The sequence below is a fragment of the Streptacidiphilus jiangxiensis genome, from assembly GCF_900109465.1.
In the GTDB taxonomy this organism is placed as follows: Bacteria; Actinomycetota; Actinomycetes; order Streptomycetales; family Streptomycetaceae; genus Streptacidiphilus; species Streptacidiphilus jiangxiensis.
The window spans coordinates 200,099-213,051 of sequence record NZ_FOAZ01000001.1; the positions used below are offsets into that span (position 1 = coordinate 200,099).

A 12,953-nucleotide genomic window follows, 5' to 3' on the forward strand; every position below is an offset into this window, starting at 1 on the left:
GCCGGGCAGGGGCGCGGGGCGGTGTCGATCTGCGGCTCCGCCGCGTGGGGCGACGGAGGGCTGGAGCATTGGTCCGATGCATTGGCATAGACCAATCAGAGGGAAGGTATAGGCCAATCTGTCGGGGGGTCAATGGCCCTGCGGCACTGATGGACGGCCCGGCTGCTGTGAACAGGGTTCACAGGCGGACCGGATCCCGGACAGTCGCGGATGTCCACAGGCTGTGGGCGCACTACGCTGGCCCCGTCATGGGGAGCGCACTGCGAAACGCCGTGAGCCGCGCGTGGGGCCGGGCCTGCCGCGTCGCGCGGCTGCTGTGGGATGCCGCGTGGGCGGCCCCCGACCGGCACGTGCCTTTCGCGCCGAGGCTCGGGCGGTCGGCGCGGGTGGCGTTGGGCGGCATCGGGTTCGTCGCGGTGCTGGTGCTCGCCGCCAGTGCGGACCAGCAGCTCGTGCAGCTGGTGCCGAGCAGCCTGGCCTGGGCGCTGGCCGCACTCCAGACGCTGCCGCTGCTGCTGGTGGTCTCGCGTCCGCTGGCCGCCTGGCGGCTGACCGCGCTCGGTCTGACCCTGGCCACCTTCGCCGAGGTCGGGCACGCGCCGACGCCGTTCTGGCCCTGGCCGGTCAGTTCCTGCATCGCCTTCGTCCTGCTGGTCTTCGTCACTGCCCAGCGCTACGGGCGGGACATCGCCATCGGCGTCGACCTGCTCACCGCGGGCGCGGTGCTGATGCCCGCGCTGCTGCTGGTGGGGCTGCCCCCGGTGGTCCTCGGCGTCGCGGTCGTCGCGGTGACGCTGGTGCTGGTCCTCGGCGAGTCGATCCACTCCCGGCTGGAGGCCGAGCGGCATCTGGAGGAGGCCGAGCAGCAGCGCAGGGCCGGGCTCGCCCGGCAGGCGGTGCTGGAGGAGCGCAGCCGGATCGCCCGTGAGCTGCACGACGTCGTGGCCCACCACATGTCGATGATCGCCATCCAGGCCGAGGCCGCCCCCTACAAGGAGCCGGGTCTGCCGGAGCAGACCCGTCGCACGTTCACGGCGATCCGGGAGGCGTCCACCACCGCCCTCACTGAGATGCGCCGCGTGATCGGGCTGCTGCGCGAGGAGGACGAGGGGGCCGAGCGGGCGCCGCAGCCCGGCATCGACGGGATCCCCGACATGGTGCGCGCCGCGCGCGGCGCCGGCATGCAGGTGGACCTCACGATGACCGGTGGACCTGACCGCGTTCCCTCGGTCGTCGACGTGTCCGTGTACCGGATCGTCCAGGAGGCGCTGAGCAACGCGGGCCGTCACGCGCCGGGCGCGCACGTCGCCATCGAGGTGGAGCGCTCCGCGGGCGGCGTGCGGGTGGACGTCGTCGACGACGGCAGCCCCGGAAGCCGCCGCGCACCACTGCCCCCCGGTGGCAACGGCGGCCACGGGCTGACCGGCATGCGGGAACGCGCCGCCCTGCTCGGCGGCACCCTGCGGGCCGGACAGCGCCCCGGCGGCGGCTTCACGGTGACGGCTTGGCTGCCCACGGACGGGCCTCGCGTGCGGACGCGCAGCGGGAGTGGAGAATCGACCACGAACGGCACCGGCGGAAGGAACGGCCCGGGCACCGGTGGCGCTCCGGCCGCGCAGTCGGACGGTCGGTCCGACCACCGGCAGCCGAACGGGCAGGTCGGCGAGCAGTCGAAAGGACAGGGGGAAGGGTGACACAGGCGGCGGAGCCCACGGGAACGGCCGAACCCACGCAGGAGACGATCCGGGTCCTGCTCGTCGACGACCAGGAGATGGTCCGCGACGGACTCGGTGCGCTGCTGTCCAGCGCCCCCGACATCGAGCTCGTCGGCGAGGCGGGTGACGGGGTCAAGGCCATCCAGCTGGCCCGGGAGCTCTCGCCCGACGTGGTCGTGATGGACGTGCGGATGCCGGGCATGGACGGGCTGACCGCCACGGGCGCGATCGTGGACGCCGGCGGCGAACAGGGGCCGCGTGTCCTCATCCTGACCACCTTCGACCTCGACGAATACGTGTACGAGGCGCTCGCCCGCGGCGCCAGCGGCTTCCTGCTCAAGGACGCTCCGGCGCGTGACCTCATCAACGCGGTGCGCGTCATCGCCGCGGGTCAGGCGCTGCTCGCGCCGTCGGTGACCCGGCGTCTCATCGCGGACGTGGCACGCCGTCGGCGGGCCGGCAATCTGCGGCCCGAGGCGGTGTCGAGCCTGACCGCGCGGGAGCTGGACGTGCTGCGGCAGGTGGCTCGAGGGTTGTCGAACTCCGAGATCGCGGACGAGCTGGTGCTGTCGGAGCAGACCATCAAGACCCACGTCGGCCGCATCCTGGCCAAGCTGGAGCTGCGCGACCGCACCCAGGCCGTGGTCTTCGCCTACGAACACGGGCTCGCCGGGGGCGAGTGAGGCGCGTGTCCGGCGGTCCGGTCACGCAGGGTGTCCGGCCATGCGTGTGCCCCCTACCGGGGGAGGATGGGTGAACAACCCTGGAGTGTGACGACAGGCCGGGGTGGCTGTTCCTAATGTGGCAGCGTGACGACGACTCATGCCCGTTCGGGGGAGGCACGGCGAGCCGCCGCGCGTCTGCTGCTGCCGCGCCAGCGTGTCGAGCAGTTCGGTGCAGGGCTGCGCGGGGCGGGTGCGGCCGGTGACCATCGGCGGGCGCCCTGGGTGCTCGGCGCGCTCGGCTGTGCCGGGTGGGCCTTCGGCTTCCCCCTGATCTCGAATCTCGCCTCGCAGCGCGCCTGGGGCTGGTCGGCGGGCGCCGGCTACGTGCTGGCCGCGCTCGTGCTGGCCCTGTGGCCGCGCGGGGGCGCCGGGGACGCACGCGGCGCGGCGCGCCCGATCCGGCTGGCGGTGGCGACGGCGCTGCTCGGTGCCGTGATCGTGCCGCTGGTGCTGCTGCTGGTGCAGGGGCAGGCCCAGTCCGAGGTCTTCGTGGTGCAGCAGTCCGCGGTCCGCCTCGTCCACACGGGCAGCCCCTATGTGCCGCATCCGGTCAACTGGACCGGGTACACCCCCTATCTGCCGGGCATGACGCTCTTCGGCTTCCCGCACCTGGTGCTGCCGGCCGTCCTCGGTGACGCGCGCATCTGGTTCCTGTTGGCCTTCCTGGTCTGCCTCGTCGTCTCCTGGCGGTTGCTGCGCGGTGGCCCACTGGCCGTTCCGCTGGCGGCCGTCGTGGCGTCGCCGCTGGTCGCGCTGCCCGCCGCGGTGAGCGGCGTGGACCTGCCGATGATCGGCGGCTGCATCCTGGCGCTGGCCCTGGCCGGGCGCGGGAACGCCGCGCGGGCCGGGATCGTGCTGGGCCTGGTCTGTGCGCTGAAGTGGACCGCCTGGCCGGCCGTGCCGGTCGCGCTGCTGCTGCTCCTCCAGGTCGGCGGCCGTCGGGCCGCCCTGCGCGGGCTGCTGTGGACAGGGCTGGTCGGCGGCGCGCTCGTGGTGCCGTTCGCCGTGGCGTTCCCGCAGGCGATGGTCGAGCAGGTGGTGCGCTTCCCGCTCGGGCTCTCGACGGTGCGCACCCCGGCCGGCAGCCCGCTGCCGGGGCACATCCTCGCCGAGCTGGGCCCGGCCGGGCGGACCGCCTCGCTGGTCCTGTTCGGGCTGAGCGGCCTGGCTGTCTGCGTGTGGCTGCTGGTCCGGCCTCCGCGCGACGCCCGCTCGGCCTGCGACCGGCTGGCGCTCGGCGTCGCGCTCGCCTTCCTGCTGGCCCCGGCCGGGCGCTTCGGCTACCTGCAGCTCCCGGTGCTGCTGGTGCTGTGGCCGAGGCTGGCCCTGAGGGCCGAGCGTTCGTCCTCCCCGCCGGTACTGGTCGCCTCCGGTGAGGACGACGTCGAGGAGGGGAGTGGGCAGGGCGCCGGGGTGTTCCCGCCCGTTCACCACGCAGAGCCGGACGGGTCGGTTCACAACGAGAGCGTTGACGTCCCGCCTGCCCCGGACGCCCTGCCCGCCCCGGACGCTCCGGACGTCGCGGCCATCGCGGACGAGGTGCGCGACCTCGCGGACCTGGACCTGGCGGACCAGGCCGGCCGAGCGCCCAGCGCCGCCGCCCGCTGACCCACCACCCTCCCTCCGCCTCACCAGCCGTCACCCGGAGCGTCAGCCCCGGGTGGCCGCGTCGTTCCCTGCGCGTAATGTCGTTCGGTGACGACCGACGCGGGGGCGCCGGACGGCTGAGGAGGGCGGTACGGGTGGAGCGCAGCACGGGACGCGGTGTGACGCGCCGGGGGGTCCTCGGTGCGGCAGCGGCGGCCGGGGCGGTGGTAGGCGTGGGCGCGGGCCTGGCCGGCTGTGAGCCGGGCAGGTCGGGTGGCTCGGCCGAGCCGACCCACGGCACCGGAGCCGGTGCATCCGCTTCCCCCGTCGCGACCGGTGTCCAGTCGGCCGCCACCCTCGCCGAGAACGCCAAGCCCGGGGCGTCCGACTGGCGGATCACCAAGCTCGGCGCGCCGGACGAGATCGAGGGCTACACCGACCGCGCCTCCGCACGGCCGGGCGAGCCGCTCGCCCTCCACGTGTCGACGACGGCGCCGGGCTTCACGGTCTCCGCCTACCGCGTCGGCTGGTACGGCGGTGCGCAGGCCCGCCTGGTCTGGCGGTCGGACCGGATCGCCGGCAAGCGACAACCGGCGCCCGTCATCCAGTCGCCCACCCGGACGGTCCGGGCCGGCTGGCAACCGTCGCTGTCGCTGGACACCCGCGACTGGCCGGAGGGTGCCTACCTGCTGCGCCTCGACGCTGTGAACGGAAGCCAGCGCTGGGTGCCGCTGATCCTGCGTTCACAGGACGCGCGCGGGCGCGTGCTGGTCATGCACGGCACGGCGACCTGGCAGGCCTACAACACCTGGGGCGGCACCAGCCTCTACCAGGGGGAGAACGGCAGCTACGGCAGCCGGGCGCTGAAGGTGTCGTTCGACCGGCCCTACGCGGACGAGGGCGCGGAGAAGTTCCTCGTCTACGAGCGGGCGCTGGTGGTCCTGGCCGAGCGGCTCGGCCTGCCGCTGGCCTACACGAGCGGGATCGACGTGCACACCGACCCGTCCGTGCTGAGCGGCGCGACAGCGGTGCTCTCGCTCGGGCACGACGAGTACTGGACGCCGCAGCAGCGTCAGTCGGTCACCAAGGCCCGCGACGCGGGCACCAACATCGCCTTCCTCGGTGCGAACACCTGCTTCCGGCGGATTCGGGTCGAGGACGACGGGCGCACGGTGGTCTGCTACAAGACGGACTACCGCGACGACCCGGCGTACCTGCAGGACCGCGCCCTCACCACCACGGACTTCCGCTCCGGCCCGGCGGCCGACCCGGAGTCGTCGATGACGGGCGTCCTCTACGAGGGCTACCCGACCGACGCGCCCTACGTCGTGCACCTGCCGGACCACTGGCTCTTCGAGGGCACGGGCGTGCGCGCGGGGGACTCGTTCGCGCACCTGGTGGGCGTCGAGTACGACCGGGTCACCCCCAGCGCGCCGACGCCGCGGCCGATCGAGATCCTGGCCCACTCGCCGCTGGTCTGCAACGGCAACCACAGCCACTCCGACACGGCCTACTACACCGCCCGCAGCGGCGCCGGGGTCTTCGCCTCGGGCACGATGCGCTGGGTCGAGGGCCTCATGGCCGGAGGCCACGACGACGGCGGCGACCACGGCATGGACGCGCGCACGGCCGTCTTCGTCACCAGGACGACGGAGAACCTGCTGAACGCCTTCGCCCTCGGACCGGCGGCGAACCACCGGCCGGCGCCCAAGGACAACCTGCAGAACGTCTACGGCTGACCCGGCCCCGCACGGCGAGGTCGGTCGGCCCGCACGGCGGAGCCGGGTGCCTTCCGTGCCGCACTCAGTGGTCGGCCTTCAGCAGATCCGCGACGACGTAGCCGGCCGAGTCGACACCCCTGGCGCCGCCGGCGACCTCGGCGGCGACGGAGATGTTGTCGTCGAAGGCGACGAACCAGCCGTTGGTGCCGCCGGCCACCTCGGCGGTGCCGGTCTTCGCGCCGACACCGCTCATGCCGCCGGTGCGCGGTGCGGCAGTGCCGTTCTGTGCCGTGTAGACCATCATCTGTCGAAGGTTGCGCGCCGTCTGCGGGTTGATGGACTGTGCGGCCGGCTGCTGCGGCAGGCCCGGGACGAGGATCGGCTGCAGGAAGCCGCCGTGGGCGATCGTCGCGCCGACGGATGCCATGACCAGCGGGCTGACCAGCACGTCGCCCTGTCCGATCGCGTCCGCGGCGAGGTGGTTGCGGTCGGCGGCGGCGGGAATCGTCGGGTCCTGGGTGGCGACGCCGATGTGCCAGGAGCCGATACCGAAGACGTTCGCGGCCTCCTGGCTGAGCGAGTCCAGGTGCGGCTGGGTCTGCGTGCCCCAGGCGTTGTCGAGCAGGCGGATGAAGGCGGTGTTGCAGGACATCGCGAAGGCGCCCTGCATGTCCGAGCCGGAGGCCTGCTCGCCGTCCACGTTGTGGAAGAGCTGCCCGTACACCTGAACGGTGGGGGTGCAGTTCGCCGGGCTGCTCGGGCCGAGTCCGGCCTGGTCCATCAGCGTCGCGGCGGTGATCATCTTCATGGTGGAGCCGGGCGGCGAGTAGCCGTTGACGGCGAGGTCGGTGGGCCCGTTGAAGGCGATCGCCCGGATCTGCCCGGTGTGGTGGTCGATGGCCACGACGCCGGACGCGCTGAGGGCGTGGGGGTCGTGCACGGCCTTCTCGGCCGCCGCCTGCAACGTCGCGTCGAGAGTGGTCTTGAGCGTGGTCGGGGTTCCCGTGGTGAACACCTTGGCCGCACTGACCGCCATGCCGGAGGAGTCGAGCACCGCGACACCGGTGCCGGACGATCCGGTCGACTGGCCCGCGCCCTTCGTCCGCAACTGGCTCAGGATGTCCGCGAGCGAGGGGAACTGGGCGGCCGTCAGCGGCCTGCCCTTGTCGTCGACCACCTGGACGCTCGTGGCGTCGGCCGGAACCGGGCCCGCCTGCAGGGACTGGCCGTCCTGGAGGGTCGGGTAGAGGACCGTCGGCGCCCAGCGGACGGCCGTCTTGCCGTTGGTGCTCTGCACCACCGTCAGTGAGCCCTTGTAGGTCCAGGTCCCGCCCTTGACCTGCGCGGTCGCGTTGTAGCTGACCAACTCCGCCGCCGTGTCCTCGGTGGACGCGCCGGTGGCGGTGATGCCCGAGAAGGTGATGCCCGTCAGGCCCAGCCCGTCGTGGTACTTCTGCAGCGCGGCCTGCGTCGTCAGCGGGGAGTCGGAGGCCTTGCCCGCGTCGGCGTAGTGGGTCGGCCCGGCCTGCCAGGCCTGCAGGAAGGTCGTCGCCTGCTGCTGGGCCGCGGTGGCGCTCGGCGGGGTGGGCGAGAGCGCAGTGGCGTTGAACGTGGGTGGGGCGCTCGGGCCACCGCCGAGCACCGCGCTGCCGATGTTGAAGGCGGCGTACCCGCCGCCCGCCACCATCGCCGTCGCCACCACGGCGACGGCGATCTTCGCGCCCTTGTTCATGATTCTCCGGCCCCCGAGTTGCTCAGTTCCCCTGTGTGTCCGCACGGATGGTATGTGTGCGTCCACTGGGCCGGAAGCGGTTTCAGGGATCCGTTATCGGAATCAGATCCAGGTGGGCCACCACATGCGGGCCCGCCAGTCGTCGATCGGAATGACCTGGGCGTCGTACAACGGCAGGAAGTAGAGGAAATTCGCCATGATTGCGAGAACCAGCACACCGGCCCCGATCGCGCCGAGCAGGCGGCGGTCGCCGCGGGCCCGGGCGTGCCCCAGGATCGCTCCGATCATGAGCGCGACCGCGAGGGCCAGGTAGGGCTCGAAGTCGATCGTGTAGAAGAGGAAGATCGTCCGCTGCTGCCACTGGAACCAGGGCAGGTACCCGGCCGCGACACCGACGCAGATCGCCGCAGCGCGCCAGTCACGGCGGAAGAACCAGCGGTACAGGCAGTACAGCAGCGCGAACGTCGCCGTCCACCACAGCAGCGGCGTGCCGATGCCGAGCACCTCGCTGGAGCACTGCGCCACGGTGCAGCCGCTCTTCCCGAGGGTCGGCGACTCGTAGTAGAAGGACACCGGCCGCGCGTTGAGCAGCCAGCTCCACGGGTTGGACATGTAGGTGTGCGGGGTGTGCAGGTTGGTGTTGAAGTCCCAGATCTCCGAGTGGTAGTGCCACAGGCTGCGCAGCGCCTCGGGAACCCAGGTCATGTCGAACTGCGGAAGGTGGTGCAGCGGCCCGATCGAGTCGGGGGAGAGACCCTTGCGGCCGGCGGCCCAGTTGCGGTCGTAGCCGCCGGAGGTGGCCAGCCAGCCGGACCAGGAGGCGACGTAGGTCAGCAGCGCCACGACGACCATGGAGAAGACGGCCCAGGGCGCGTCGTGCAGCAGGGCCGTCAGGTAGGGGCGCCGCGCACCGGCGGTCTTGCGGGCGCTCGCGTCCCAGACCACCGTCATGATGCCGAAGAAGGCGACGAACCACAGGCCGTTCCACTTGGTCGCGCAGTCCAGGCCGAGGCAGACGCCGGCGAGCAGCCGGAACGGCCGCCAGCCGAGGCGGGCCGCGGTGGCCAGGGCGTCGTTCGGCGGTGCGTCCGGGTTGTCGACGGTCGCGCCGATCAGGTCGGCGAGGCGGGCCCGGCTGCGGTCCCGGTCGATCAGCAGCAGGCCGAACGCGCACAGGGCCCAGAACATGACCATCTGGTCGAGCAGCCCGGTGCGGCTCATCACGTAGTGCAGGCCGTCCATGCTGAGCAGCAGGCCCGCCACACAGCCGAGCAGCGTGGAGCGGAACAGGCGGCGGCCGATCCGGCAGACGATCAGCACCGCGAGGGTGCCGAGCACCGCGACCATGAAGCGCCAGCCGAAGGGGTTCAGGCCGAAGATCTGCTCACCGAGCCCGAGCACCCACTTGCCGGCCGGCGGGTGGGCGATGAACTCCGGGCCGCTCGGCGTGGGGATGTGCTGCGGCGTCTGCATGATGAGCGTGTTGGCGTTGTCCGCCCAGTTGCGCTCGTAGCCGTAGTGCCAGATCGACCAGGCGTCCTTGGCGTAGTACGTCTCGTCGAAGATGATCGCGTTCGGTGTGCCGAGCTTCCAGAACGTCAGCACGCCCGCGAACAGGGTGAGGAACAGCGGGCCGATCCACCCCGCCCAGCGGCAGGCGAAGTGCCACAGGGCGTCCGGGAGGCGCACGCCGAGCCGTGCCAGCACGGGCGAGGGCGCGCCGGTCGGCACGCCGCGCCCGTCGGGCATCGGCGGCACCAGCCGCTCCCGCAGCGGCGCGCGCTCGCTCGGCCGGTACCCGTACCGGCCGAGTCTGCGGGCCCACGCCGAAACCGGCTCCCGGCTCGTCCGGCTCGCGCCGGACCCGGGCCCGGTGGCGTCGACGGTCAGCGTCTCGGTCCTGTGTTCATGCACGAGGGCATCGTAGGGGCCGATCCTGTTCACACCAGAGGATCCACCAGATCTTCGGCACGGTGATTCGGTCGCCGCTCCGGATCGCCCTGGATCGTGGGACCGCCGAGGTGCGAAACAATGGGCGGGTGACAGGTCTACTCGTGCTGGCTGGAACACCCATCGGTGACGTCGAGGACGCGCCGCCGAGGCTGGCGAAGGAGCTCGCCGAGGCGGACGTCGTCGCCGCCGAGGACACGCGGCGCCTGCGCCGGCTCGCCCAGGCGCTGGACGTGGCGCCCACCGGGCGGATCGTCTCCTACTTCGAGGGCAACGAGGTCGGTCGCACGCCCGAGCTGGTCGAGGCGCTGCTCGGCGGGGCCCGGGTACTGCTGGTCACGGACGCCGGCATGCCCTCCGTCTCCGACCCCGGATACCGACTGGTCGCCGCCGCCGTCGAGGCGGGCGTGCGGATCACCGCCGTGCCGGGGCCGTCCGCCGTGCTGACCGCGCTCGCCCTCTCGGGCCTGCCCGTGGACCGTTTCTGCTTCGAGGGCTTTCTGCCGCGCAAGGGCGGTGAGCGCGGCGCCCGCCTGCGGGAGCTGGTCGCCGAGCCGCGGACCATGGTCTTCTTCGAGTCCCCGCACCGGATCGAGGACTCGTTGGCGGCCATGGCCGAGGCCTTCGGCCCGGAGCGGGAGGCGGCCGTCTGCCGGGAGCTGACCAAGACCTACGAGGAGGTCAAGCGCGGGGGGCTGGGCGAGCTCGCGGCCTGGGCCGCAGACGGCGTGCGTGGTGAGATCACGGTCGTGGTCGCCGGGGCTCCGCCCGCCGCACCGACCGCGGTGGACGCGGCCGAGCTGGCCCGGCGCGTGGCGCTTCGGGTGGACGCGGGGGAGCACCGCAAGGAGGCGATCGCGGCGGTCGCCGTCGAGGCCGGCCTGCCCAAGCGCGAGGTCTTCGACGCGGTGGTCGCCGCCAAGTCGGCGCCCTGACCGGCGCCCTGACCGGCGCCCTGACCGGCGCCCTGACCGGCGCCCTGACCGGCGCCCGGTCGGCGCTCCGACCAGCCCCTGGCCGGCGCTCCGACCGGTCCTTGACCGGAGCTCGGACCGGCCCCTGACCTGCGCCGTCGCCCGTCCGAAAGGCCGCTGTGCCGTGCTTACCTTTCTCCCGAATCGGGCGTACGGTGACGGGACAGGTAAACAGGGGACAAAGACGCGCCCTCGTGATTCCCATGTCACCTCTCGGGGACGCCAAGAAGAGCCAACTCTCGCCAAAGAAATCCCGTCACGGCGCTGACCTGGGCGGCAGTCGGGAAAACATTGGGGACGAGAAAGTCCCGCTCCGGGCGGACGCCCGCCGGGCACTGGGAGCACGTCATGAGCGAAACCTCCGCGCCCGCGCGTCGGCCGGGTCGACCGAAGCTGGAGCCGGCCCACGAGGCCTACTCCTTCGCCTGCCTGAACTGCGGATTCGTCTGGGAGCAGGCGTACGAGATCGAGCACGTCGTCGACTACAACGGACAGATGGTCTACCGCTACAGGGCCAACGGTGTCCCCGTCGCGTCGCCGCTGACGCACCCGGCCTGTCCGGGCTGTGGTGGTCCGCACGTCCGGATCATGGCGTCGGGGCAGGTGGCCCACGCGAATGCAGGCCAGTTCTACGACCCGGACACGCGCGAGGCGCGCCTGCTGGCGGAGCACATGGCCGAGAGCACCGGTGGGCGCCCGGAGGACCAGGGGGCGCCGCGACCCCCCGCGCCGCAGACGGAGCGGCACCACTGGTGGAGCCGTCGCCCCCACTGAATTACCGGCGATCACCGGTGACGGCAGGGCCGCCGACCGAGGGCCGGTCACCCGGACGGGTCCACTCTCGGCGGCCGATACCATTGCGGCATGACCGCCGTCCAGAACCCCGGCAAGAGCTACTACGTCTCGACGCCGATCTACTACGTCAACGACCGCCCGCACCTGGGTCACGCGTACACCACCGTCGCAGGCGACGTGCTGACCCGCTGGCACCGCCAGCGCGGCGAGCGGGTGTGGTACCTGACCGGGACGGACGAGCACGGCCAGAAGATCATGCGCACCGCGGAGGCCAACGGGGTCTCGCCGCAGGAGTGGTGCGACAAGCTCGTCGAGGAGGCATGGAAGCCCCTCTGGGAGCACCTGGAGATCGCCAACGACGACTTCATCCGCACCACCGAGGACCGGCACACGGCCCGGGTGCAGGAGTTCGTCCAGGACCTTTACGACAAGGGTGAGATCTACCAGGGCGGCTACGAGGGCCCCTACTGCGTGGGCTGCGAGGAGTACAAGGCCCCGGGCGAGCTGCTCGACGGCGAGGGTGAGTTCGCGGGTCAGAAGATCTGCGCCATCCACAAGAAGCCGGTCGAGATGCTCAAGGAGGAGAACTACTTCTTCAAGCTCTCCGAGTACGGCCCCAAGCTGCTGGAGCTCTACGCGGCCAACCCCGACTTCATCCAGCCTGAGTCCGCTCGCAACGAGGTGGTCCGCTTCGTCGAGCAGGGCCTGCAGGACCTCTCCATCTCCCGCTCCACCTTCGACTGGGGCGTGCAGATCCCCTGGGACCCGAAGCACGTCATCTACGTGTGGGTCGACGCCCTGCTCAACTACGCCACCGCGGTCGGCTACGGCTCCGACCAGGAGAAGTTCGAGTCGACCTTCCCGGCCGACGTGCACCTGGTGGGCAAGGACATCCTCCGCTTCCACGCGGTGATCTGGCCGGCCATGCTGATGGCCAACGGTCTGCCGCTGCCCAAGCGCGTGGTCGCCAACGGCTGGCTGATGGTCGGCGGCGAGAAGATGTCCAAGTCCAACCTGACGGGCATCGCCCCGCAGGACCTGACCGAGCACTTCGGTGTGGACGCCTACCGCTACTACTTCCTGCGTGCGATCCCGTTCGGTACGGACGGCTCGTTCTCGTGGGAGGACTTCTCCGCCCGCTACACCTCCGAGCTCGCCAACGACTTCGGCAACCTCGCCTCCCGTGTGGCGGCGATGGTCGGCAAGTACTTCGACGGCGTCCTGCCCGAGGCGAAGGCCTCGGGTCCGGCCGAGGAGGCGCTGGCGGCCGGTCTGGCCAAGGCCGTCGCCGAGTCCGACGACAAGATCGGCGAGAAGCTCGACTTCGCCGGCGGCATCGCGGCGATCTTCGAGTTCGTGAAGCAGGTCAACGGCTACCTGACCGAGCAGGAGCCGTGGAAGGTCGCCAAGGACGAGTCGCCGGAGGGCCAGGCGCGCCTGGCGACCATCCTCTACGCGGCGGCGGAGTCGCTGCGCGGCGTGGCGGTCCTGCTGAACGCGGTCATGCCGCGGGTGTCGGGGCTGCTGTGGGACTCGCTCGGTGCGGAGCCCGTGCTGGGTGCGCTGGCCGACCAGCGGATCGGCGAGGCCGGCACCTGGGGCACGCTTCCGGCGGGCGTGACGGTCACCAAGGGTGAGATCCTCTTCCCGCGCCTGGAAGAGAAGAAGTAGCACCTTCAGGGGCGCGAGGAACTGCGCGAGCAACCACCCGGTGCGGATGGCCCTGTTCAGTGGGGACCAACTGCATGTCGGTG

The 12,953-nt window shown here is 72.0% G+C and carries 9 protein-coding genes; 7 read left to right on the forward strand and 2 right to left on the reverse strand.

All coding sequences use genetic code 11. The features are described from left to right. Positions 1-248: 248 nt before the first annotated feature. The 4 genes from BMY61_RS00885 to BMY61_RS00900 all read left to right on the forward strand — a co-directional run bounded on the left by BMY61_RS00885 (position 249) and on the right by BMY61_RS00900 (position 5,766). The gene (locus BMY61_RS00885) at positions 249-1,694 is read left to right on the forward strand and encodes a sensor histidine kinase (protein ID WP_161791191.1); all 1,446 of its coding nucleotides are present in this window, start codon (positions 249-251) and stop codon (positions 1,692-1,694) included. Beyond that, on the forward strand, positions 1,691-2,398 hold the full coding sequence (locus BMY61_RS00890) for a response regulator (protein WP_169791827.1): 708 nt from the start codon (positions 1,691-1,693) through the stop codon (positions 2,396-2,398). Before BMY61_RS00885 ends, BMY61_RS00890 begins: the two co-directional genes overlap by 4 nt. Positions 2,399-2,524: 126 nt before the next feature. After that, on the forward strand, positions 2,525-4,048 hold the full coding sequence (locus tag BMY61_RS00895) for a glycosyltransferase 87 family protein (RefSeq protein WP_075003704.1): 1,524 nt from the start codon (positions 2,525-2,527) through the stop codon (positions 4,046-4,048). A gap of 77 nt (positions 4,049-4,125) precedes the next feature. After that, positions 4,126-5,766 carry a N,N-dimethylformamidase beta subunit family domain-containing protein gene (locus BMY61_RS00900; RefSeq protein WP_143094115.1) on the forward strand — a complete coding sequence of 547 codons (1,641 nt, stop codon included), beginning with the start codon at positions 4,126-4,128 and terminating at the stop codon, positions 5,764-5,766. A gap of 64 nt (positions 5,767-5,830) precedes the next feature. On the opposite strand, the gene BMY61_RS00905 is transcribed toward BMY61_RS00900, so the two are convergent. Both BMY61_RS00905 and BMY61_RS00910 read right to left on the reverse strand, forming a co-directional pair. After that, complete coding sequence (locus tag BMY61_RS00905) at positions 5,831-7,480, reverse strand: penicillin-binding transpeptidase domain-containing protein (protein WP_042442079.1); 1,650 nt, start codon at positions 7,478-7,480, stop codon at positions 5,831-5,833. A gap of 102 nt (positions 7,481-7,582) precedes the next feature. Beyond that, positions 7,583-9,394, reverse strand: a complete 1,812-nt coding sequence (locus tag BMY61_RS00910) for a dolichyl-phosphate-mannose--protein mannosyltransferase (RefSeq protein ID WP_236655826.1) — start codon at positions 9,392-9,394, stop codon at positions 7,583-7,585. Between the two features lie 125 nt (positions 9,395-9,519). Here BMY61_RS00910 and rsmI point away from each other — a divergent pair, with 125 nt between their 5' ends. From rsmI to metG, 3 genes are all read left to right on the forward strand, one after another. Beyond that, positions 9,520-10,365 (forward strand): 16S rRNA (cytidine(1402)-2'-O)-methyltransferase, encoded by an 846-nt coding sequence (rsmI, locus tag BMY61_RS00915; protein WP_042442080.1) that lies wholly within the window; start codon positions 9,520-9,522, stop codon positions 10,363-10,365. 387 nt (positions 10,366-10,752) lie between these two features. Further along, complete coding sequence (locus BMY61_RS00920) at positions 10,753-11,178, forward strand: hypothetical protein (RefSeq protein WP_042442081.1); 426 nt, start codon at positions 10,753-10,755, stop codon at positions 11,176-11,178. A 90-nt stretch (positions 11,179-11,268) separates the two neighbouring features. Next, positions 11,269-12,870: a methionine--tRNA ligase gene (metG, locus tag BMY61_RS00925; protein WP_042442082.1), complete on the forward strand. Its 1,602-nt coding sequence runs from the start codon at positions 11,269-11,271 to the stop codon at positions 12,868-12,870. The last annotated feature ends 83 nt before the right edge of the window (positions 12,871-12,953 follow it).

Coding starts and splice junctions, on each gene's coding strand:
- BMY61_RS00885 (WP_161791191.1), top strand. CDS start 249: ATGGGGAGCGCACTGCGAAACGCCGTGAGCCGCGCGTGGGGCCGGGCC.
- BMY61_RS00900 (WP_143094115.1), top strand. CDS start 4,126: ATGTCGTTCGGTGACGACCGACGCGGGGGCGCCGGACGGCTGAGGAGG.
- BMY61_RS00905 (WP_042442079.1), bottom strand. CDS start 7,480: ATGAACAAGGGCGCGAAGATCGCCGTCGCCGTGGTGGCGACGGCGATG.
- BMY61_RS00920 (WP_042442081.1), top strand. CDS start 10,753: ATGAGCGAAACCTCCGCGCCCGCGCGTCGGCCGGGTCGACCGAAGCTG.
- metG (WP_042442082.1), top strand. CDS start 11,269: ATGACCGCCGTCCAGAACCCCGGCAAGAGCTACTACGTCTCGACGCCG.